Source organism: Bacillus sp. NEAU-Y102 (assembly GCF_054788175.1).
The window spans coordinates 404,283-424,878 of record NZ_JBTWFK010000004.1 but is presented as its reverse complement, the minus strand read 5'-3'; the positions used below and the strand labels follow the sequence as shown (position 1 = coordinate 424,878).

Sequence of the window (20,596 nt, the reverse complement as noted above, 5' to 3'; positions counted from 1 at the left end):
AGTTCTCTTTATTTTAAAAACATAAAGTAATTGATTAATTTGTCTAGTTCTTGACTCAATGCCAATACTTTTTCATGTTGAATTCCATAATCCGATACTAAATATAAAAGTTCTTCTTTTTTTATTTCAATTACTTTTTCTAATTTCGCTAGTTCCATGTCGTTTTACATCTCTCCAAAAATAAAATGTATGTATTTCAGTATAGCCTACTTACATAATTAGTAAAAGTAAAATACGCATGTAAAATCTTACAAATTTGAAAAAATAATATACTACTAACAAAAAAAGAAACTAGATTAAGCTCCCTCTTACAGATTATTGACGTTCATTAAGAATTAATAACATACCGGAATTTTTCTAATGTTATATCTTTATAATCTGGAGCTCTCTTTATATGATTAAAATAACTATATGAGAATTTAAATACATGACCAAAATCCCAATCGAATTCACTATAGTCTTTTATCCAAAATATATTTTCAGTTGGTAAAATATTTGCACGTTTAGATTGAATTAAAGGTAATCGATCTATAGGTGAGTGTAAAGTTATTCCCGTATTCAGCTTGAGCTTTTGGCTAGCTCGTAGTACGTATACTAGTTTTAAAAGCGGGCGTATCCCTCGTTGAAATATATCTATATGCCCTAAATCGTACATTATATTAATTGCGTGGGAGTAAGTAAGCAAATGCCCAATTAAATCATGATGCGATTCCGCTCGATAAATACTATTAAATTTCGATAACTCATTTAAAATGAACTGAGATACTTGTGTTGGACTACTCAATTCACTTTTTATCTCATCTTCAAAACTTAATTGTTTTACTTCTTTCGTCGTATAACCAATCCACGATCTACCTGGAATTGTTTTTCGAAATGATAAAATAAGAGTAGTAATCCCTTCAATTGCTTGATTATCGCCCCATTTTTGTAGCTCTTTCATAGCCAATAAACTTAATGACGCATAAATGACGTTATGCCCCACCCAATGAAGTTCATCAATCGTTTGTTCTAAAGATTTTATAATCATATTCTCCGCAATTTGAAAATCTATTTCTTTTTTATCATCAATCATCTCACCAATTTTTTTCTTGTTCAGCATCATCCTTGTTTGCGAATACATATTACGAGCTGTTTCTTCATCAATATTATTATCTTTCATAAAAAAATAACTAGCAATTGCAGCTGCTCCAAAATGCGCATGCCAAATATCATTTGTTTCTTTTTTGCATTGAGAAATAATTGAAAGGCCGCCTTTTAAAATACTTTTGTTTTCCATTTTCTATCTCCCCTAATAAAGTGAAACTTTAATCAGCCCTTACCAATCGGGCATTTATGGGCAGTTAATCCCCCACCTAACTTCTTTGCTTTCGCTGAATTTTGAGGGAGGTCTTACTGCCCGTTAATGCGGGATAAAAACCACTATATTTTCACCCTAAAGATGGTGTCAGTACAAATAAAATGTGATTCGATTCATCACTTTTATTCAAAAATCGATGCTTCACATTCGGTGGAATACGTACAACATCGCCTTCTTCTAAAAAATATTCTTTTCCCTCCAATTCCACATACACTTCCCCTTTCATAACAACAGCAATCTCTTCCTTATCTTCATGGGAATAATGGCTTTCTGTTGTGTTTGCTTGTTTATTTAAATCCATCATTAGCATTTCAATACGTGCTTTCATAAAATCAGGTGTTAATACATCATATACAATGTGATTATTGTTTTCCCGATATACTTTTTTTCGATCTTTTTTCTTAGAAATGAGCGAATCTGTATCAATTTCGTTAATAAAAAGTGTAAACAGCGGTACATTTAATGCTTTTGCAATTAATTCCAAAACATTTAAAGAAGGATTAGCATGCCCTCTTTCAATTTGGCTAATTAACGATGTACTAATCCCTGCATAATCAGCGAATTCACGAATTGTCATGTTATTTTTCTTACGGTAACTTAATACCGTTTGTCCAAGCCTATCATGTATCATAGTAAAAATTCCTTTCGTCCATCATAATGCATGTTTCGTTGTCTTTGTGCTGACATACTAAACAAAGGCAAATAACCCTTCCCTATTATCTCCGGGACTTATATACTTACTTTTGTACATTATATCGTATTAAGTTTATTATAATAAACATTCTATCGGAGGGACAAACTTTGAAATCACCTATTCTTTCATATTGCATCTTATTTTTTGGTGTATTCGCCTTATCAACTTCTGCAATTTTTGTAAAATTGGCAGATGCTCCTGCTACAATCATTGCTTTTTACCGATTATTCTTTGCCACACTGATTCTGTTACCGTTATTACTATTTAATAAAAATAGTCGAAATGAGCTAAAAACTTTAACGAAAAAACAATGGGGATTCGGATCCATATCTGGACTATTTTTAGCTGCACATTATGTACTTTGGTTTGAATCATTACAATATACTTCTGTAGCAAGCTCTACAGTTATCGTAACGCTACAACCTTTGTTCTCAATGATTGGTGTTTATTTTTTATTTAAGGAGAGATTTACGAAAGGAGCGGTTATTGGTTGCCTCATCGCTATTTCAGGTAGTATCGTTATTGGCTGGCAAGATTTCCAAATTAGTGGCGCAGCTTTATATGGAGATATTTTAGCATTTATCGCTGCCGGTATCATTACTGCTTATTTTTTCATTAGCCAACACGTTCGTAAAGATTTGGCACTTATACCATATTCGGTAATTAGTTATGGAAGTAGTGCTGGCTTTCTTGGCATATTTGCTTTCACGCAACAAGAATCTTTCATCCATTATTCTACACAAACTTGGTTGTGCTTTATTGGATTAGCTTTCATTGCTACAATTTTAGGACAAACCATTTTTAATTGGTTATTAAAATGGATAAGTGCTACTGTAATTTCAATGAGTATTTTAGGTGAAACAATTGGCACTTGTATACTAGCGTACTTTATATTACATGAGACCATTTCTTTACAACAAGGACTAGGAATTACCGTTATTTTTATTGGTTTAGTATTATTTTTAATACAGCCAAATTCTAATAAAAAAGCATGACAGTATACTGTCATGCTTTTAACTATTAATTATGTACAATTAAACCATCCGGTCTAAAACGACTCATCATAATTTCATTAATAAACTTTCCGTGAGCTTTCAAATTCCCTATCTTTACTCCCTCTTCTACAAATCCAAATTTTTCATATAAAGCTTTTGCTTTTGGATTCGTTTCTAACACACCTAGTTCTACTCTCTCTAACATTAACCAATTATCAGCCAGATCAAGCATCTTCGTAAGAAGTGCTTTCCCAATTCCTTTATTATGATATTCACTATCAACCCCAATGAATAAATCGCCTGAATGAGATCTTCGTCCCGGACTTTGTGTTAAACCTACAAACCCAACAATTTCTCCATCATATTCTGCAACAAATTCAAATTGATTTGGTGCTAAATTTCGAATTCTATTTTCCATAGCGTCTACACGCATGCTAGGTAAGAAAACCATATACGGTAAAACGTCATCTTGTATACATATACGATGAATTGCTCTAGCATCTTGTATTTCTACTGCTCTAACGTTGATCCCCATCTTTCTCTCCTCCATATAAATAACAATATATTTGTGTGTATTCTAGAAACGTTCATGAATGACCTTCTCATCCGTATTTCTTTATGTCATTTTCACATAATTAGTTCGATATAATACTTAATTTCCTAAAAGATTAACAACTATATGGATATGGTTAACTTTTCACCTTGTTATATAAATTAAGCGAATTTTCAATCAGAATACCATTTAGTTTCATGCCGACTATATCACAATTTTCTATTTCAATATTTTTCAGATTACTATTACTTATGGTGCCACCTTCCAAATCACATTTATCGAATACAATAGGTTCCTTCTCATCTCCGAGACTTGTATTTTTAAATTGCACTCCACCTAAAGTCACCAAATTAAATTTACTGCCAGAAAGATTTAAATCTGCATATGATGACCTTCTAAAATTTATATTTCTAAACTTTGATTGACTTACATTACAATTACTCATATTCGTATTCATTATATTGCTACCAACAAATGAACTGTTTTTTAAATTCACTTGATAATACTCTGTATTTGCTAAATTACAGTTTTCGTATTGACTATTTTTCATATCTTTATTTGTAACTACACTCTCTTTGTTTGAGCTTGTTTTTATTCTTTTCACGTAACAATACTCATCTTCCGATTCAAAAATCATTTGGTAACCTATCTTTTTATAAAAGTGATGATTGTTAATTTGTCTACTAGATGTTTCGAGATCCCAAATCTTTATGTTCCGATATTCCTTTTCTATTAATTTCATAACATGTGATCCAATTCCTTTTCCTTGATAAACAGGATCTACAAAAATACGATCAATTCGACCGTACGACTTACCAGAAATCGTAACTATTATCCCTCCGATTATTTCTTTATCCATGACAACTTTGAAAGAATCCAATTCTTCAATGGAATATTCCATCATTTCAACTGAAGAATATCCTGGCGGTTGAATGTTATAATCAATGACATTATCTTGGCCGTATAGCCATTGTTTTGCTTCTGCATCAAATGTTCTTTTCATTATTTCTGTTAATTTCTCAGCATCTAAAATTGTAGCTTTTTCTATAGATATCATTGTTGTTTTCCCTTTCATTATTACAAACCAACAACTATTGTGAATTCCATAATTATCAATTCACTTTTATTTTTAATGCTTTTCCCATTATTATATATGGAACATCATTTTTACTTGGATGAAATGGCTCTAATACATTTACCCAATCTAATCTTTCATATAACGAACGTGCTTTTTCATTGTTTATTTGTGTTGTTAAAACACTTGTTCTATTTGAAAGCCCTTCTAGTAATTTATTATGTAATTTTGTTCCAAGACCTTCCTTTTGGTATTGTGGGTGAACTGCTAACTCTACAAATTCAAAACAATCTTGTAACCATTCGTCTACTTGCTCTAGATGTAACGCTTCTCTCATTAATTGATTATAGTACTGTCCCTCCATTGAGCGATAACCATAAGTAAAGCCAACTACTTCATTTTCATCATTTATTGCTACTATACCTTTAAAACCTGTATATTCTATATGCCTATTCATTCGCTCGATCATTTCATTGAAATTTGTTTTCTCAAATATTTTACAATACAATTTTGCCATATTCCCAATTAAGATTTCATCTTTTTCAATGCTTAAGAATTTCACTTTATTCCCCCCTATTAAAACATTTATATCCTTAAATTTTTAAAAACAAAGAAAATTAATACTAATCACTCTCTTTACTATCAAACTACAAATCACCCTATATTTTCCACAATTACTTAGTATTAATGAATAAAAGAAGAGACCATGTAATATCAACATGTTCTCTTCTTTTATTCATTTTCAATTTTATCCCGCTATTTGCCGGACAGTAAGACCCCCACCTCAAAATTCAGCAAAAGTAAAGAAGTTAAGTGGGGCCCTGCTGCCCGTGAACGCCCGATTGGTGAGGGCTGAACCCCCCACTGATTAAAGTTTCACTTTATATAATTAAAAATTAGATATTACTTAAGCCACTCGTTGCAAGTATTACTTAACTGCTGTAAATCTTCTATAAATTGACTCGCATCATATCCATCACAAACCGAATGATGTACTTGCAATGAAACTGGTAGCATAACCTTATTTCCTTCGTTAAAATATTTCCCACAAGTTATAATTGGCAATAGAAATTTTTCATCATTATTAATATTAAGATTAAATCCAGTAAAACTAGTCCAAGGTATGCTAGAAATCGGAAATACATTAGGCAGAATATTTTCTTTCGTGAAAAGACCATGAACATTAGCATAGCATCTCATATCGTCTTCATAATTTTTATAGAAAGTGCGGAAATCACTTGAATAATCCGTCCATATACTTGAAAAAGACTTATCATCTTTATGAAAGATTGTATAATTCGGTATCATTTCCTCCCAATAGCCTAAAACTCCTTCATCGTTAAAACATGTTCGAAATTTTTTATGATTATTTACTACTCTAGAAATTAAATACATAAAAACGGGATAAAATTTTATTCCCTTTTGATATACTTCCTCTAATAACATCGTGATATCAACATTCACAGTCATACTAAATGTACATTTCAACTTTAAATAATGCTCAAAATACTGCTCTCTATTCCAATCTTCTCTATCAATTACATGGAACTTCATTCTAATAGCCTCCTAAAATTTTCTTTTTATTTTAGAAGGCTAATTCCCTTGCTTTCACCATAATTGTTCACTCCTAACAGTGTACATTTCACCCTAATTATTTATTTAATTATATAACATATGTAAGAATCAATTCACATATTTCTGGAAATCCATCCACATACTATAGATAAATCAAATGAAATTTGGAGGATACATACATGAATAACAAAAATATGAATAAAAAAGAAAATGTTACTGAAAACACTACATCTATTCAAAATAATAATACTGCAAACCTTACTATCGAAGAACAAGCAATGAACGGCTTATACGGAATGCCCGAAACAACAATTGAAGATGCTGATCACGCTGCAGCTGATGATTTGACTTCAAAAAATTAATTAACTACATTGAAAAAGCCAAGGAAAATATCCTTGGCTTTTTTAACTATGCATCCACCTTTTGTATTTCTTCACTCTTTCTTGAAAGTTTACCTGGCCAAAAAGCAAATCGGCCTAACACAACTGTAATTGCGGGTACAAGTAACGGTCTTACGATAAACGTATCTAGTAATACGCCAATTGCAGTTACAATACCAAATTGAACTAATACTTGAATTGGAAGTGTACCTAACACTGCAAAAGTTCCTGCTAAAATTAAACCTGCCGATGTAATAACACTACCTGTTTGTATTACACCATTTTTTACTGCATCCAAGTGATTTTGTGTCTTTCTGTTTTTCCATATTTCTGAAACCATAAAGATATTATAATCTTCACCTAAAGCAACTAAAAATACGAATGCGTACAACGGTATCGCACCTTGAATGGCCGGCGCTCCCATACCGTAATGAAGCAATATCCATCCTGCTCCTAACGCTGAGAAGAATGATAAAACGACAGTTACAATTAAATAAATCATCGCAACAACCGATCGTAAGTAGACAAGTAATAGTAAAGCGATAATGCTAATCATTACTGGAATAATTACTGATTCATCACGTTCAGTAATTTGCTTTGTATCATATAATGAAGCTGTTTCTCCACCAATCCACAATTGATCTTCAGTATTACGAATCCCAGCATCTTTTAATACTTTTTCTACATTACTTTTCAATTTAGGAATTTGATCTAACGCTTCAATTGAGTATGGATTTTCCGCTAAAGAAACTTCATACATTTGTATTTGCTTATTTTCTTTTCCCTCTTTTGGCTCTTTCACTGTATTTACGAAAGAAAATTTCTCTAGTTCTTGTTTAATAGGGAGCTCTTTTCCTTTCGTATCAACAACCACTTTTACTGGTGCTAGTTCACCAGCTGAGAAATGATCACTAATTAACGTAAACCCTTCACGAGAAGGCATATCCTTTGGAAACGATTCTAATAAGTCATATGTGTATTGAATACGTGGTACGAACGAAGCCAATCCACCTAATACAAACACAGTTAGCATAATTATTGTCCACGGTCTTCGTACTACTACATCTCCAAGTTTTTTACTAAAGGAGCCTTTTGATTTTTCAACTTTTACAGCCCTCTTTTTCTTTCTTGCAAACTCCTCATTCATTGAAGTTGTTCTCGGTATAAACGGGAAAAATGCAATCCTACCGAAAATTAATAATAGTGCTGGTAAAATGGTTAAAGCCGCGATTCCCATTATAAATACAGCAACACTAAATGGTACTGCAAATCGATGAAAGGCACCATAATGAGCAAGTAGTAATGTTCCTAATCCAAGTACAACAGTTAACGCACTCATTATTATTGCACCGCCAGAAGCTTTAATCGCAAGTTGTAATGCTTTATATTTACTTTCTTCTTCTAACAAGTACTCTCTATATCTCGAAATTAAAAATAGACAATAGTCCGTTCCAGCACCAAACAATAATACTGTCATAATTGATATTGCTTGGGCATCTACTCTAATCCATCCGTGATCAGCTAAAAAACCGAGTGTAGGACTAATGATACCGTATGCAAAGCCAACAACAAGTATAGGTAAAATTGCTAAAATTGGCGAACGGTAAAGCAAAATTAATAGGACCAAGACTAATAATACAGTAGCCACTAACAATTTCACATCTGCTTGACTAAATAAACTAACTGCATCCGTTTGAATACCTACAGGCCCAGATAATCGAACATGTAAACCAGATTCACTTATTTTTTGTTTAAATGGATCTTCATCCACCTTACTATTCACTATTTTTACAATTTTTTCCAGATTCCCTTTTAATATATCCGTACCAGCAGATTTATTAAAGAATACCGGTGTAACAAATGATGTACCATCTTTTGATGCACTTTTTGATAATACTTGCTCTGGAATTGTATCAAATGGCGGTAACGTTGATTGTTCTTTTAAAGGACTAGCTTTTAACTCTTTATAAACGTCTTGTATGAGTTTATAATCCTGTGACTGTAATCCACCATCTCTATACCATACTACTAACAACGGATTCCCTGCATTATTCGGAAACTCTTTTTTCATAAGCGCTTCCGCTTGCTGTGACATAGCTGTTTCAGGTAAATTTTTTGGATTCGGTTCTTTCGTACTGTTTACTTGTGGTAACGTAAATGAAAGTAATAATGTAATAAGAACCCACACCGATAAAGTGATCCATTGCGTATTTTTCCCTGCTACAAGCCTCCCTAACATATGTAACGGGTGCTTTTTCATAAAAACCCACCTTCCTTTTTTCCTCCATTATTAATTATATATACTGGTCGGTTAATTAATCAAGAATGATTGAAAATTATGTTATAATTATCTCAATCATAAATGTCAGGAGCGAATGTATTTGGAACAAAAACAACGTCCTCTCGGAAGGCCGCGTCAAAATAAAAATACAAAATCTACAAAAGAAACCATTTTAGAAGTGGCAACCCGCTTATTTCTTACACAAAATTATCAAGTCGTTTCTATGGATGAGGTCGCAAAAGTTTGTGGTGTTACGAAAGCAACTGTCTACTATTACTATTCAACAAAAGCCGATTTATTTACCGCTACTATGACCGAAATGATGGTACGTATACGCGAAAATATGTCTCAAATACTCTCTACAAACAAAACGTTAGAAGAAAGATTATTAGACTTCGCTAAAGTTTACTTACACGCAACGATGGATATTGATATGAAAAATTTTATGAAAGATGCAAAACTGTCGTTATCTGAAAAACAATTGAAAGAATTAAAAAATGCTGAAGATAATATGTATGAAGTACTAGAAAAAGCACTCGATACTGCGATGCACATCGGAGAAATTCCGAAAGGAAACGCTACATTTGCGGCTCATGCTTTCGTATCTTTATTATCAATTGGGAATTTTAAAGATGAGAATCACAATCCTATTCTTGCAAATATAGATGAATTAGCACAAAAAATCGTTTCTTTTTATTGGAATGGGTTAGGTCATTCATATTAAACTGATTTACTTTAATAAAAGAGCATGTTTAATTTTTTCAAACATGCTCTTTTATAATTTATTTATATACTAATAATCAGATTATACTTCAACGTCACTTAACAAAAAACTCCATTTTAACTTTACAAATTTTGAAGTTGAACATTTATATTCTCCTTACTTAATCCCCCATGGTAACAAACTACAGATTCAATATGTAAATTTAAATACTTCTTCAAAGACTGCTTTGCTTCCTTAATATTTATAGTTGTTGGGGCGTGAATTCCTCCTAACATCCCATTCACACTATACATAGAGTCTCCTGCAATAAGAATTTTACTTCGTTTCAAATATAAACTAATATGACCCGGAGTATGCCCTGGAGTATGAAGAATTAGTATTCCACCGCAATACGGAAGTTCTTGCCCGTCAATCACAGTATCACTCACTTTTCCTTTTGGTCGGTTCTCTACATTTCCTTCCTTCAATAAAGGCAAATCCCCCTCAATATATGGCTTATCTAATTCGTGCGCATAAACCTTAATATTATTTCCACAGCGCTGCAACAACTCCGGAAGACTACCTATATGATCAATATCCTGATGCGTCAAAATCACGACTTTTAACTTATCAAATGATACCCCAACCTTTTCCATCTCTACTTGTATATCTTCAATTTGTCCTGGGAAACCCGTATCTATTAATACTGCCATTTCATCATCCCATAAAAGAATTGGATGAATAACAAATTCTTGAAATTCAAGTTGTAACATTTCTATCCCTTTAGCAATCTCCATACAGCCATTCTCCTTTATACTGAAGTTTGAAAATATGTACGAGTAAACTGAAAATATAAAGTGAAACTTTAATCCGTGGGGGTTTTACTGCCCGGCAAATAGCGGGATAAAGCACCTCTATCTTATAATATGTTTTGTCATCCCAATAGAGAATGCTTCAAACCCTATAGATTCATAGTAAGATTGCAATTTTTCTACACACATAAGTTGTGGAATAACCTTGTTTTGTTCACAGTGCTGGATTAATCGTTTCACTATTTCTTTTCCGATGCCACTAGACTGATATTTTGGCAATACACCAACTCCACAAATAATGCCTGTTATGACTCCATCTGATATGACACGCCCCATCCCTACTAACCTCTTATCATCAAAAACATAAATTGCATACCAACTTTGCTTACACATTTGTTCTAACTCGTTAACCGTTAATTTAAGAGAATTCCATCCTAAAGATTCGTATAAGGATATTAATCCATTAAAATCTGTAGGATGTTCACTTGTGTGGCGTATACTATTTTCCATGTAAATACTCCCTATTCTCTGGCTTGTTTATATTTCATAAAATTCCCTTTACACAAATCTGATCGATGTAAAAATAACTAGAACAAACTTCAATAAGAAAGATAGAATTCCTTCTCAATATAAAATAAAAAGAAATTATCTCACTTAAGATAACTTCTTTTATATAAGACTCTCATTATATTATCAACCAAAAAATATACAACTGCATACGATTAGCACAAACAAAACTAATAAACCATTTGAGAAATAACCCATTGAAAACTACCCCTTTATTAAATTATGTAAAAGATTTTATCATAAAATGATTTACAACTTAATAACTGAAAAAGACATTGTATTCATTAGTTATATACGTTTAGTAATATTTTATTTTCGGGTATATTCTGCTTAACTTAAACCACTTCCCATTCCCTTATACTTAAGTTCTGATAACTTCAGAACAATACATAAAGAAGACCTCAACTTATTGACGTCTTCTTTTCAACTACACTAATAGCTAATTCACGTTTTTTTTCGAATATATATAGACCCTTCACTAACAGAGACATATATGAAATGTATTCCCACTACATAAACATCTATAATCTGATTATCAACATCCTTATAACCTTTAAATCTCATCCTCCGTTATTCTAATAGCTCTCTTGTTCGAAAAGATATTTTTAAAAATTCCTACTCCTACAATTAATAAACCTATACCAACTAATTTATTTATTTGTAATGGAATGCTCTCCATTCCAAATAATCCAAATGTATCAATACATAACGCAACGACCAATTGAGTAATAAGACTAATTAGCACCGTATATGCTGGACCTAAACTCTTTATTGCACCCATTATACAAATAATTAACCCGATGCCAAACAGTCCACTTACATAAAACAAATAATTTGCAGTATACACTTTAATGCTAATACTGTTTTCTGTAATGATATAAAATAGAATAGAACTAATGAGACCTATTCCAAGGACACATGTAGTCGTTAACCACTGTCCTACATTTTCATTTACTTTTGCATTAAAAACAGATTGTAAGCTAATTAATATTCCTGCTAATATAGCTAAACTAAATCCAATCAAAATCTTCCTCTCCCTTTCATTCCTCATATATATTATCTTTAGCGACTTCCTTCATTCTAGAAAAATCTTTAATGACAATAACTCCATTACTTTTTTCAATTAATTTTTCATTATAAAATCTTTGTAATACCCGAATTACGTGCCTATAACTTACCCCTATAAAGTCTGCAATACTCGTTACCGAAGTCGTATCCAAATCCCCTTTGTACATATTTCCGTTACTATCTGTTGAAATTGAAAGTAAATAACTAGCTACACGTACTTCTACAGGATAAAGTAAATTAAGAGCAGTAAAACGAGTCGATATTTTTAACGTGTTCGCAATGTTTTCAAGTAAGAATTTCATAAATATAGGATCATGTAATAACTTGTTTCTAATAACCGTATTAGAAATGGAAATCGCTACAACATCTGAACAAGCTTCAACGACATTATGTGCTTTGCTATTTTGAATTAATTCAATATCACCAACAATTGCGAGTGGATTAATAAAGCGAAGGATTAGTTTCTTCCCTTCAGGTGTAATCGTATAAACTTTTACTTTACCTTTAACAACAAAATATAAACGATCAATTTCGTCATCTATATTGCAAATAAGCTCGTCTTTTTCAAAATGATTTAATTGAAAATATGCTGTATCTATTTCGGAAAAAAACTCGAGCGTTTTATTGATTTTCAAATAATGCGTAATTAAACTTGATCTATTCTCCATATTCATTTCCTCCTTTCATTTACATATTAAATACAACAATACCTATAATCATTACTATTGTTCCCACAATATGATATCTCTCCATCTGTATCTTTTTTATATGAAACAGTCCTTTCATTTCAATAACTGTTGCCGTTAACAATTGAGCAACCATTAGTGTGCCAGCTGTCAATGTAACTCCTAGTGAATATATCGCCATAGTTTCTGCACAAATAATGAATCCACCAAATGCACCCGCTACTAAATATATTTTTTTTACACTCTTTAAATCCGTTACTTTCTCTTCTTTCTTTAACAAAAATACAGTTGTTGCAATAATGAATCCAATTAAATGGGTTATAATACTCGTCGACCATATACCGATATGTGAACTAAGTTTCGCATTAAAGGTTCCTTGAAGTGTTATAAATATCCCCGCAAAAACAGCAAATAGAATACCTTTCAAAAAATCATCTCCTCATCCTTTATTTCTGACTTAATTAAAAACCATCATCCTATAATGGCAAAAGGACAAATGTCACATCACTATGAAAATAACTTGGAATGAAAAAAACACACCTCAAAAATACGAGATGTGTTTTTTAATTATTTATATATATAATGTTTTATAAATAAAAATTACGCTACATTAAAAGATTTCTTTTTCATAACAAATTTTGCAAATAAGAAACGTACAAGCGGTCCCATAATAATTAATTGTAATGGATATGCCATTATGAAATTTTTAATAAAAATCGAAAAATAAATTGAAACAAATGAATCTCCTTGTAGTCCACCATGTAAATGCATCATAGCCATACCGAAAAATGACATAAAGAACACCATTCCGATTACCATAGTTGTCGCCATTGCAACGATAATATTTATTTTCTTAGATTTATCAAATGGCAACATGAATACAATTTTTTTCGCACAAGGTCCAACTATACTTATTTCAATTAATAGCGCAATAATAAAGCCAATTAATAGTTCTAATGCAATCTCTTTAATATAAATTGGTCCTCCTGTTTCATTCATTAGTAAATTGTAAAACGTCATTACGATAACCATTCCAAGGCACATCATCATGCCAAATTGGAGGTTTTCTTTTCTTGTTGTTGGCAAATTTCATCATCCTCTCTCTTTGAGTCTTTGTCATTATATCGACATTGGAACCCCCTTCGTAAGTGAACATTTTGTGAACAAATTTAAAACGTTTTCATGTATTTTCTTTACTTTCAACTCAAATTCTCACTTTTACTTATAAAGGTTTTATATATTTCAATGTTGAATTACTAAATTTAACATTGCATTACATTATTACTAGGAGGATAACCATGAATGAAACAGAATTTTACGCATATCACATCGTAACAAGGAAAAGAATGCATATCGGACAAATGATTCCTTTTAAAAAAAATCAACACAATACTCTATATCACTTCTTTTTTGAAAGAGAACAATTAAATGTTAGTGGTGAAGATGGTATACAAATTTTAAATAATCACTATAAAAATGACGAATTACATATAAATAATGAAAATGCTAAAGTAGTTATGAATTATATGAATCAAACAATTAGAGCAGTTAGAGAAACAATTGTAGAAATGGTTAGACTACAAGAATTCCCTGAATACCCTTCCAGGTTATCTTGTTTATACGCTGCTAAAAGCTATGAGGATGCTTTGAAATGGAAAGCGCTATTTGATTCTTACAATCGAGAAGTTTTACAGATTGTTAAACTACGAGTAATCGGAAGTTCTTTTGAAGGTGACGGGAATCTTTTACCGAAAGAAGATGGTATTCCTTTTTCTCAAAAAATCGAACAAGCTAGAAAGTATTGGAAAGGAAATATTAGAAATGAGCTTCCTGAGCTACTGATTAATGGAGAAATTGAAGTGGTGGAAATTATTGATGACTTTTCCTCAATTCATATTTAATTTCTAACTAAATCATATAGGATGGAGATTACAATGAAGAAAAAAGTATACTTCAATCATGATGGCGGCGTAGATGATTTAAATTCATTATTTTTATTACTTCAAATGGAAAACGTTGAACTTACCGGTGTATCTGTTATCCCAGCAGACTGCTATTTAGAACCCGCAATGTCTGCCAGTCGTAAAATTATCGATCGCTTCGGCAAAGGTAATATTGCAGTAGCCGCTTCAAACTCTCGCGGGCAAAACCCGTTTCCGAAAGACTGGCGGATGCATGCATTTTATGTAGATGCTTTACCAATTTTAAATGAGTCTGGAAAAGTTGTAGCACCCATGGCAGCAAAGCCTGCACATCACCATTTAATAGAAACACTTCTACAAACGGAAGGAAAAACAACTTTATTATTTACCGGGCCCCTAACTGACCTTGCTCGTGCGTTATATGAAGCTCCCATAATTGAAGATAAAATTGAATGTCTCGTTTGGATGGGGGGTACATTTCTTACAGCAGGCAATGTACATGAACCAGAGCATGATGGAACAGCTGAGTGGAATTCGTTTTGGGATCCTGAAGCAGTGGCTCGTGTATGGGATGCAAAAATTAAAATCGACTTAGTGACACTAGAAAGTACAAACCAAGTTCCGTTAACTATAAACATACGTGAACAGTGGGCAAAAGAACGAAAGCATATTGGTATGGATTTCCTTGGTCAATGTTATGCAATGGTCCCCCCTCTCGTTCACTTCTCAACGAACTCTACTTATTATTTATGGGATGTACTAACTACCGCGCTTGTCGGAAACACTAGCCTTGCAAAAACTGAAACGATTAATAGTATCGTTCATACATACGGACCAAGCCAAGGACGTACAGAGGAAACTGCTGATGGACGACCTGTAAATGTCGTTTATGATGTAAAACGTGATGTATTCTTTGAATATATTACTGAATTAGCAAAGAAAGCTTCTACTTGAACCACTATCTATACGAAAAATAAATAGAATAAAATCACTTCAGACGATGAACCCCTATATTTAGAATTTAGTTGAAACTACATATTTAACTATTGAAAAGAGTATTGAATTAAATTTCAATACTCTTTTTGTGCAATTTAATTATATTGGATTAATGTAGTGTCTTATTGATTATTCACTTCATAACCATTGACAAAATAAGTTATTGTTTCTAACTCATCTTCATTTAATTCTCTATCTAGTTCTTGTTTATACGCTGCCTTTATCTTCTCTTCATCACCTTTATGAGCTTCTGTATAAGTTCCTACTGTTTTTAACATACGAATCTCTTGTAAAAACTCCTCTCGATTTATCGCTTCCCCATGAGAAAGAATATATGTCTCAGCATCAAATTTCTCTAATTCATCTATCAATTTAAACGTTCTTTTCGTCGTATAGTTCCACTTCGAAGAAAAAATATCTGCATATATACAGTCTCCTAAAAACAATATCTTTTCTTCTTTTATGTACATAACAACAGAATCATGTGCATGATCTCCGCCCACATGTTTTAACACGCAGGTCACTTCACCAAGGTCTAATTCTATTTGATCCTGGAACGTTAAGGTTGGAGGAATAATGTTAATATTTCTCGCTTTCTCTTCAAACTCTTTCTTGATGCAATCCGCACAAAATTCAATTTCAGTACCCTCTTTTACGCGTGCGTCCAACGCTTCATCTGTCCATTCATAAGATACTATTGCCTGCATTTCTTTTTTCGTTTCAGCGTGCGAAATAGTTAATGCATTCCGTAATACAGATAATCCAAAAATATGATCCCAATGCCAATGCGTTAGTGCTACAAAATCAGGATTCGATACATTTTGTTCTTTTAACATTTCTAAAAATAATTGTGCATGTTCTTCTGAATTCCCTGCATCAATCATTAAAGTTTTTTCTTTTCCAACAACCATTCCTAATATAGGTCTATCCGTTTCAGAAACTGGTGTCATATACCAAAATGAGTTTCCTATTTTTTTAATTTGTTTCATAACCAATTCCCCTTTTCATTTTCTCACTTAAATTTAATATATAAATTATAACGAATCACTACTTTTTTCTCTATACTCAAACACAATTACTTGGACTAATCCAACTTAATTTTTCGTAAGCTAAAAATAAGGGAATAGAATCGGAGTGTGATACTATGGAACGTTTATGGATCCCAATGATTGTAACATTTTTTTCGTTCGGTGGATTACTGTTAGGTGGTGCTGTTGGAGTAGCAACACGCCAACTCATTGAAGAAAAGATGCATCGTTTATACGCATTATGTGGTGGTATTTTATTCGGGTTATTATCACTTGAAATTATCCCTGAAACATTTTCAAGCTATGAAATAATTGGGCCTATACTTGGTATAGCCATCGGTATTTTAGTTATGAGCTTATTAGATAACTATTGTCATCATCCAATGATACATAAAAAAGATCAACAAGCATGGCAAACCTTCCTTTTTCTCTCTTTCGCTATATTTATTCATAATATACCTAGTGGATTTGCGTTAGGTACAGCTTTTATAAATCATAATGACTCTGCCATTCCCTTTTTAATAGCAATCGTCGTGCACCATATTCCAGAAGGATTAGCTTTAATTATTCCATTTCTTTTTACAAAGCATAAATATATTTCCTTTTTATTAACGACTTTATTACTTTCTCTTATTCTCGGTACTGGTACGGTTTTTGGAATTTTGATGGAAGGAAAAGCTCTTCACCTGCAAGGCCTCATTATGGGAAGTGCTATTGGTTCACTTGGATATGTCACAATTCATGAAATGCTTTGGAAAGCTAAGAAACCGCTCTCTTTCCTTACATTTCTAATGTGGGCAACTAGTGGTTTTCTCCTAATAATAGCGTTTACTCTACTAGCTGGACATCACTAAATTAAACAAAAAAGATAGCTGAAAACAATTTGTCTTCAGCTATCTTTTTTATTCTTTCTATCTCTCTATAGAAAGAATAATTCCAGCAATCATAGAACTAAGTCGCTCTAAAATATTCCCTAGAAAAAACGTGCATACACTTTGTTTCGAAATAACTGTAGCATTTCTTTCATACTTCGGGTCGTTTCTCTTAATAAAACATTATCATTTTAGTAATTTATTGGAAATAACATTATGTTTTTCGATCATTACCAATCTTTTCCTTCTTTATAAAAAACATAAAAAGAGCCCTATTTTCAAAACAAGGACTCTTTTCATAAACTATTTAGCTACCTCTTCTTTCGGCATTACCATCCCTTTATAAAGTTGAACAGTTATCCAGTAATAGATGAAATAAATGACTAAGAAGATTCCTATTGGCACCCACACTTTTACAAACGGATCAACTAATATAAAGCTGAATAAGTTAAGCCCCACTAAAACGTGAGAGATGCCAATGATTGCTGGGAAGATAAATAAATATGAAATTTCTTTATATATACTTTTCGTTAACATACTACGTCTTACGCCGATTTTTCGTAACATTTCATAACGGCGTACATCACGAGAAGCACCTGTTAATATTTTGAACATAAGGGAACTCGCCATCATTGCTAAAAAGGCAATTCCGAGGAAAAATCCCATAAACATTGTTCCGCTCATGAAGCTGTTCATAAACTGATAAATTGTCATTTTCGTAAATAAGTCTACCTTTGCACCTGTTGCTTTTTCAATTTGTTCTTTTTGTCTCTTGTCTATTTCGATCAATAACGGTTTATATTTTTTCATATCATCTACTTTTGCTAATGTTACAGTGTGTTCTGTTCCTTGAATCCCTTTATAATGCTCTTCGTCTGCAATTCTTACTGGTTTTCCGCTAAATTGATTATGCGTAATTTGTATCTCTCTTACAACTGCGTCTTCCCAATCCTTTGGCATTTGAGGGAATTTTGCTAATTCAGGAGCCTCTAAAGCTGAATATACAGGTTCAGTTAAAGGTTCAGTCACACGTTTACGAACAGGCTCTTTTAAAGTTTTTGTATCAAAATGGTCTGAAACAAGTGGTGGTTTCGCAGTTAAGTCGTTACGTAAATAATAAACCGCTTCTCCATCTACTTTATATTTGTAATTGCTCTCTTCAACAATTTCCATTTCTTTCAAGGCCGCTTTGTCTTGATCATTCGGATCATGAATTACAACATCATATACACGAGAAAAGTCTGTCATAATACCTACATTTTTTTGGAACGCCATACCTGCAGTCATCGCACCTGCTCCTAATGCAATTAACATCGCTACAGTACCTAATACTCTCGATAAACTATTTACTCGAAAGCGTAGCTGTGCATATGTAAAACTATTTAGACCAATTTCATTTCGTTTTTTATTCCCTTTAATTTTCATCACAAAAAATGGGAGTAATGAACTAAAGATAAAATATGTTCCAAGTGTTGTAACGATGGTTGCTATAATAAAACCTAATTCAGCATATATTTTTACATTGATCATAAAATAGTACCCTGTACTTACCAGTAATACACCAAGTACTGTCATTATAATAATGCGAGTTTTACTTTTCTTCACTTCATCTAGTGTTTCATCTTCACGAATTAACTCTAGTTCAGTTTTACGTAACAATCGGACGCTGTTCATTAAGCCAGTAATGAAAAATAGTATTAAGAAGAAAATAGCTGTAACTAAAATTGCTGGTGTGTATACAGATGCGTAACTACCTTTTGCTGAAATTTCCATTCCATTCATTAAAAAGTTTCCTGCTACACTTGCAAGTAACATCCCTACTACAATACCGATAATAATACTTACAATCCCCATACCGAATGTTTCAATAAATAATAACTGTGCTACTTTTTTCTTTTTCGCACCAAGCATCATGTACATACCGAGTTCTTTTCTTCTTAACGTGAGCAAGAAAGAGTTGGCATATATAATATAAAATACAGTAATGAAAGATAATAGTATTGCACCTACCCAAAAGACGAGTCTAATACTACTAATTAGGCTATTATCTTTCGTAAATTCACTATTCATCGCCATCGTTTGGAACATGTAGAAAATACTAATACTAATAACGAGACCAATAAGTAAAACCATATAATCTTTTAACATCTTTTTCATACTATGACGTGATAATTTAAATAACATAGTTTCGCCCCCTACTTAGACTCAGCAGCTGAGCCCATATGAGCGAGCACACCTAAAATGTCTTGATAGAAATTCTCTCGAGTGTCTTGACGATTTAATTCTTTATAAAGAAGACCATCTTGAATAAATAAAATACGCTCACAATAACTTGCACTAAATGCATCGTGTGTAACCATTAAAATACTTACATTGTGATTTTCATGTAAATCTTGCATCGCTTCTAATAAACTTTTTGCGTTTTTACTATCAAGCGCTCCTGTCGGTTCATCTGCTAATACAATTGCCGGATTATGTACTAAAGCTCTTGCCGCCGCTGTTCTTTGTTTTTGTCCTCCAGAAACAGCAGTCGGATATTTTGTTAAAATTTCAGTGATGCCTAATTTTTTTGCAACGTCATTTACCTTTCCAGTAATCTCACTGGACGGTACGCCTTGCAAAGAAAGTGGTAAAGCGATATTTTCATAAATTGATAAATTTTCTAGTAAGTTAAAATCTTGAAAGATAAAACCTAATTTTTGAGATCGAAAATCTGATAATGCATTACCTTTCATAGAAGTAATATTTGTTCCAGCTATCGTCACACTACCACCTGTCGCCTGGTCAAGTGTACTTATCACATTAAGTAAAGTCGTTTTTCCAGATCCAGAAGGCCCCATAATCCCGACAAATTCTCCTTCTTTAATACTTAACGATACGCCCCTTAATGCTTTTGACTGATTCTCATTTCTTTTCCCATACGTTTTTTCTACACTTTCTACAGTAACTACATTTGTTGACATCTCTTTCACTCCATCCCTTTTGTATAAAATCAATTTCTCACATATTTCTTATTATTTTGTCATGTGAAT

General features: G+C 32.5%; 23 protein-coding genes and 1 pseudogene. 6 read left to right on the top strand and 18 right to left on the bottom strand.

Features of this window, described 5'->3' with window-relative positions:
- Positions 1 to 8: 8 nt before the first annotated feature.
- The 3 genes from ACYFX0_RS13990 to ACYFX0_RS13980 form a co-directional block, all read right to left on the bottom strand.
- Positions 9 to 158, bottom strand: a complete 150-nt coding sequence (locus ACYFX0_RS13990) for an aspartyl-phosphate phosphatase Spo0E family protein (protein ID WP_000417698.1) — start codon at positions 156 to 158, stop codon at positions 9 to 11.
- A 170-nt stretch (positions 159 to 328) separates the two neighbouring features.
- The gene (locus ACYFX0_RS13985) at positions 329 to 1,276 is read right to left on the bottom strand and encodes a hypothetical protein (RefSeq protein WP_460270778.1); all 948 of its coding nucleotides are present in this window, start codon (positions 1,274 to 1,276) and stop codon (positions 329 to 331) included.
- A gap of 151 nt (positions 1,277 to 1,427) precedes the next feature.
- Positions 1,428 to 1,988 (bottom strand): helix-turn-helix domain-containing protein, encoded by a 561-nt coding sequence (locus ACYFX0_RS13980; protein WP_000581034.1) that lies wholly within the window; start codon positions 1,986 to 1,988, stop codon positions 1,428 to 1,430.
- Between the two features lie 170 nt (positions 1,989 to 2,158).
- Between ACYFX0_RS13980 and ACYFX0_RS13975 the strand changes: the two genes are divergently transcribed.
- Positions 2,159 to 3,046: a DMT family transporter gene (locus ACYFX0_RS13975; protein WP_098437218.1), complete on the top strand. Its 888-nt coding sequence runs from the start codon at positions 2,159 to 2,161 to the stop codon at positions 3,044 to 3,046.
- 25 nt (positions 3,047 to 3,071) lie between these two features.
- On the opposite strand, the gene ACYFX0_RS13970 is transcribed toward ACYFX0_RS13975, so the two are convergent.
- The 4 genes from ACYFX0_RS13970 to catA all read right to left on the bottom strand — a co-directional run bounded on the left by ACYFX0_RS13970 (position 3,072) and on the right by catA (position 6,228).
- On the bottom strand, positions 3,072 to 3,581 hold the full coding sequence (locus ACYFX0_RS13970) for a GNAT family N-acetyltransferase (RefSeq protein WP_000512615.1): 510 nt from the start codon (positions 3,579 to 3,581) through the stop codon (positions 3,072 to 3,074).
- 154 nt (positions 3,582 to 3,735) lie between these two features.
- Positions 3,736 to 4,674 (bottom strand): GNAT family N-acetyltransferase, encoded by a 939-nt coding sequence (locus tag ACYFX0_RS13965; RefSeq protein WP_460270776.1) that lies wholly within the window; start codon positions 4,672 to 4,674, stop codon positions 3,736 to 3,738.
- A gap of 37 nt (positions 4,675 to 4,711) precedes the next feature.
- Entirely contained in the window at positions 4,712 to 5,236 is a 525-nt protein-coding gene (locus ACYFX0_RS13960; RefSeq protein ID WP_460270774.1) for a GNAT family N-acetyltransferase, read from the bottom strand.
- A gap of 341 nt (positions 5,237 to 5,577) precedes the next feature.
- Positions 5,578 to 6,228, bottom strand: a complete 651-nt coding sequence (catA, locus tag ACYFX0_RS13955) for a type A chloramphenicol O-acetyltransferase (protein ID WP_149185685.1) — start codon at positions 6,226 to 6,228, stop codon at positions 5,578 to 5,580.
- Between the two features lie 200 nt (positions 6,229 to 6,428).
- Between catA and ACYFX0_RS13950 the strand changes: the two genes are divergently transcribed.
- Entirely contained in the window at positions 6,429 to 6,611 is a 183-nt protein-coding gene (locus tag ACYFX0_RS13950) for a DUF4021 domain-containing protein (protein ID WP_001060657.1), read from the top strand.
- Between the two features lie 46 nt (positions 6,612 to 6,657).
- Here ACYFX0_RS13950 and ACYFX0_RS13945 read toward each other — a convergent pair whose 3' ends face one another.
- On the bottom strand, positions 6,658 to 8,889 hold the full coding sequence (locus ACYFX0_RS13945) for an MMPL family transporter (RefSeq protein WP_149185686.1): 2,232 nt from the start codon (positions 8,887 to 8,889) through the stop codon (positions 6,658 to 6,660).
- A 121-nt stretch (positions 8,890 to 9,010) separates the two neighbouring features.
- On the opposite strand from ACYFX0_RS13945, the gene ACYFX0_RS13940 reads away from it, so the two are divergent.
- A complete protein-coding gene (locus ACYFX0_RS13940; protein ID WP_016077751.1) occupies positions 9,011 to 9,634 on the top strand; it encodes a TetR/AcrR family transcriptional regulator in 624 nt (207 codons plus the stop codon).
- A gap of 122 nt (positions 9,635 to 9,756) precedes the next feature.
- Here the strand turns inward: ACYFX0_RS13940 and ACYFX0_RS13935 are convergent, their stop codons facing one another.
- The 6 genes from ACYFX0_RS13935 to ACYFX0_RS13910 all read right to left on the bottom strand — a co-directional run bounded on the left by ACYFX0_RS13935 (position 9,757) and on the right by ACYFX0_RS13910 (position 13,832).
- On the bottom strand, positions 9,757 to 10,410 hold the full coding sequence (locus ACYFX0_RS13935) for an MBL fold metallo-hydrolase (RefSeq protein WP_000401471.1): 654 nt from the start codon (positions 10,408 to 10,410) through the stop codon (positions 9,757 to 9,759).
- Positions 10,411 to 10,527: 117 nt separating this feature from the next.
- Positions 10,528 to 10,935 carry a GNAT family N-acetyltransferase gene (locus ACYFX0_RS13930; RefSeq protein WP_106081146.1) on the bottom strand — a complete coding sequence of 136 codons (408 nt, stop codon included), beginning with the start codon at positions 10,933 to 10,935 and terminating at the stop codon, positions 10,528 to 10,530.
- A 610-nt stretch (positions 10,936 to 11,545) separates the two neighbouring features.
- Complete coding sequence (locus tag ACYFX0_RS13925) at positions 11,546 to 12,016, bottom strand: DMT family transporter (protein WP_061667012.1); 471 nt, start codon at positions 12,014 to 12,016, stop codon at positions 11,546 to 11,548.
- Positions 12,017 to 12,032: 16 nt separating this feature from the next.
- A complete protein-coding gene (locus tag ACYFX0_RS13920; RefSeq protein ID WP_460270769.1) occupies positions 12,033 to 12,728 on the bottom strand; it encodes a Crp/Fnr family transcriptional regulator in 696 nt (231 codons plus the stop codon).
- A 19-nt stretch (positions 12,729 to 12,747) separates the two neighbouring features.
- A complete protein-coding gene (locus ACYFX0_RS13915) occupies positions 12,748 to 13,173 on the bottom strand; it encodes a DMT family transporter (RefSeq protein WP_000676258.1) in 426 nt (141 codons plus the stop codon).
- Positions 13,174 to 13,346: 173 nt separating this feature from the next.
- Positions 13,347 to 13,832 (bottom strand): hypothetical protein, encoded by a 486-nt coding sequence (locus tag ACYFX0_RS13910; RefSeq protein WP_053564543.1) that lies wholly within the window; start codon positions 13,830 to 13,832, stop codon positions 13,347 to 13,349.
- Between the two features lie 212 nt (positions 13,833 to 14,044).
- On the opposite strand from ACYFX0_RS13910, the gene ACYFX0_RS13905 reads away from it, so the two are divergent.
- Positions 14,045 to 14,647 (top strand): DUF2441 domain-containing protein, encoded by a 603-nt coding sequence (locus tag ACYFX0_RS13905; protein WP_075717869.1) that lies wholly within the window; start codon positions 14,045 to 14,047, stop codon positions 14,645 to 14,647.
- Between the two features lie 21 nt (positions 14,648 to 14,668).
- Positions 14,669 to 15,622: a nucleoside hydrolase gene (locus tag ACYFX0_RS13900; RefSeq protein ID WP_460270766.1), complete on the top strand. Its 954-nt coding sequence runs from the start codon at positions 14,669 to 14,671 to the stop codon at positions 15,620 to 15,622.
- A 164-nt stretch (positions 15,623 to 15,786) separates the two neighbouring features.
- Here the strand turns inward: ACYFX0_RS13900 and ACYFX0_RS13895 are convergent, their stop codons facing one another.
- A complete protein-coding gene (locus tag ACYFX0_RS13895) occupies positions 15,787 to 16,653 on the bottom strand; it encodes an MBL fold metallo-hydrolase (protein WP_460270764.1) in 867 nt (288 codons plus the stop codon).
- A gap of 155 nt (positions 16,654 to 16,808) precedes the next feature.
- Here ACYFX0_RS13895 and ACYFX0_RS13890 point away from each other — a divergent pair, with 155 nt between their 5' ends.
- Positions 16,809 to 17,546, top strand: coding sequence for a ZIP family metal transporter (locus tag ACYFX0_RS13890; RefSeq protein ID WP_460270762.1), 738 nt, complete (start codon positions 16,809 to 16,811; stop codon positions 17,544 to 17,546).
- Positions 17,547 to 17,618: 72 nt separating this feature from the next.
- Here ACYFX0_RS13890 and ACYFX0_RS13885 read toward each other — a convergent pair.
- The 3 genes and pseudogenes from ACYFX0_RS13885 to ACYFX0_RS13875 form a co-directional block, all read right to left on the bottom strand.
- Positions 17,619 to 17,719 (bottom strand): annotated as a pseudogene (locus ACYFX0_RS13885) (MFS transporter); the annotation flags it as partial.
- A gap of 148 nt (positions 17,720 to 17,867) precedes the next feature.
- Complete coding sequence (locus ACYFX0_RS13880; protein WP_000897903.1) at positions 17,868 to 19,748, bottom strand: FtsX-like permease family protein; 1,881 nt, start codon at positions 19,746 to 19,748, stop codon at positions 17,868 to 17,870.
- Positions 19,749 to 19,759: 11 nt separating this feature from the next.
- Entirely contained in the window at positions 19,760 to 20,527 is a 768-nt protein-coding gene (locus ACYFX0_RS13875) for an ABC transporter ATP-binding protein (protein ID WP_061667006.1), read from the bottom strand.
- Positions 20,528 to 20,596 lie beyond the last annotated feature (69 nt).

What these genes read in the sequence shown, in the direction of transcription:
- ACYFX0_RS13990 (WP_000417698.1), bottom strand. Translation starts at nt 158, where the DNA reads ATGGAACTAGCGAAATTAGAAAAAGTAATTGAAATAAAAAAAGAAGAA.
- ACYFX0_RS13985 (WP_460270778.1), bottom strand. Translation starts at nt 1,276, where the DNA reads ATGGAAAACAAAAGTATTTTAAAAGGCGGCCTTTCAATTATTTCTCAA.
- ACYFX0_RS13980 (WP_000581034.1), bottom strand. Translation starts at nt 1,988, where the DNA reads ATGATACATGATAGGCTTGGACAAACGGTATTAAGTTACCGTAAGAAA.
- ACYFX0_RS13970 (WP_000512615.1), bottom strand. Translation starts at nt 3,581, where the DNA reads ATGGGGATCAACGTTAGAGCAGTAGAAATACAAGATGCTAGAGCAATT.
- ACYFX0_RS13965 (WP_460270776.1), bottom strand. Translation starts at nt 4,674, where the DNA reads ATGAAAGGGAAAACAACAATGATATCTATAGAAAAAGCTACAATTTTA.
- catA (WP_149185685.1), bottom strand. Translation starts at nt 6,228, where the DNA reads ATGAAGTTCCATGTAATTGATAGAGAAGATTGGAATAGAGAGCAGTAT.
- ACYFX0_RS13950 (WP_001060657.1), top strand. Translation starts at nt 6,429, where the DNA reads ATGAATAACAAAAATATGAATAAAAAAGAAAATGTTACTGAAAACACT.
- ACYFX0_RS13945 (WP_149185686.1), bottom strand. Translation starts at nt 8,889, where the DNA reads ATGAAAAAGCACCCGTTACATATGTTAGGGAGGCTTGTAGCAGGGAAA.
- ACYFX0_RS13935 (WP_000401471.1), bottom strand. Translation starts at nt 10,410, where the DNA reads ATGGAGATTGCTAAAGGGATAGAAATGTTACAACTTGAATTTCAAGAA.
- ACYFX0_RS13930 (WP_106081146.1), bottom strand. Translation starts at nt 10,935, where the DNA reads ATGGAAAATAGTATACGCCACACAAGTGAACATCCTACAGATTTTAAT.
- ACYFX0_RS13920 (WP_460270769.1), bottom strand. Translation starts at nt 12,728, where the DNA reads ATGGAGAATAGATCAAGTTTAATTACGCATTATTTGAAAATCAATAAA.
- ACYFX0_RS13905 (WP_075717869.1), top strand. Translation starts at nt 14,045, where the DNA reads ATGAATGAAACAGAATTTTACGCATATCACATCGTAACAAGGAAAAGA.
- ACYFX0_RS13900 (WP_460270766.1), top strand. Translation starts at nt 14,669, where the DNA reads ATGGAGATTACAATGAAGAAAAAAGTATACTTCAATCATGATGGCGGC.
- ACYFX0_RS13895 (WP_460270764.1), bottom strand. Translation starts at nt 16,653, where the DNA reads ATGAAACAAATTAAAAAAATAGGAAACTCATTTTGGTATATGACACCA.
- ACYFX0_RS13890 (WP_460270762.1), top strand. Translation starts at nt 16,809, where the DNA reads ATGGAACGTTTATGGATCCCAATGATTGTAACATTTTTTTCGTTCGGT.
- ACYFX0_RS13880 (WP_000897903.1), bottom strand. Translation starts at nt 19,748, where the DNA reads ATGTTATTTAAATTATCACGTCATAGTATGAAAAAGATGTTAAAAGAT.
- ACYFX0_RS13875 (WP_061667006.1), bottom strand. Translation starts at nt 20,527, where the DNA reads ATGTCAACAAATGTAGTTACTGTAGAAAGTGTAGAAAAAACGTATGGG.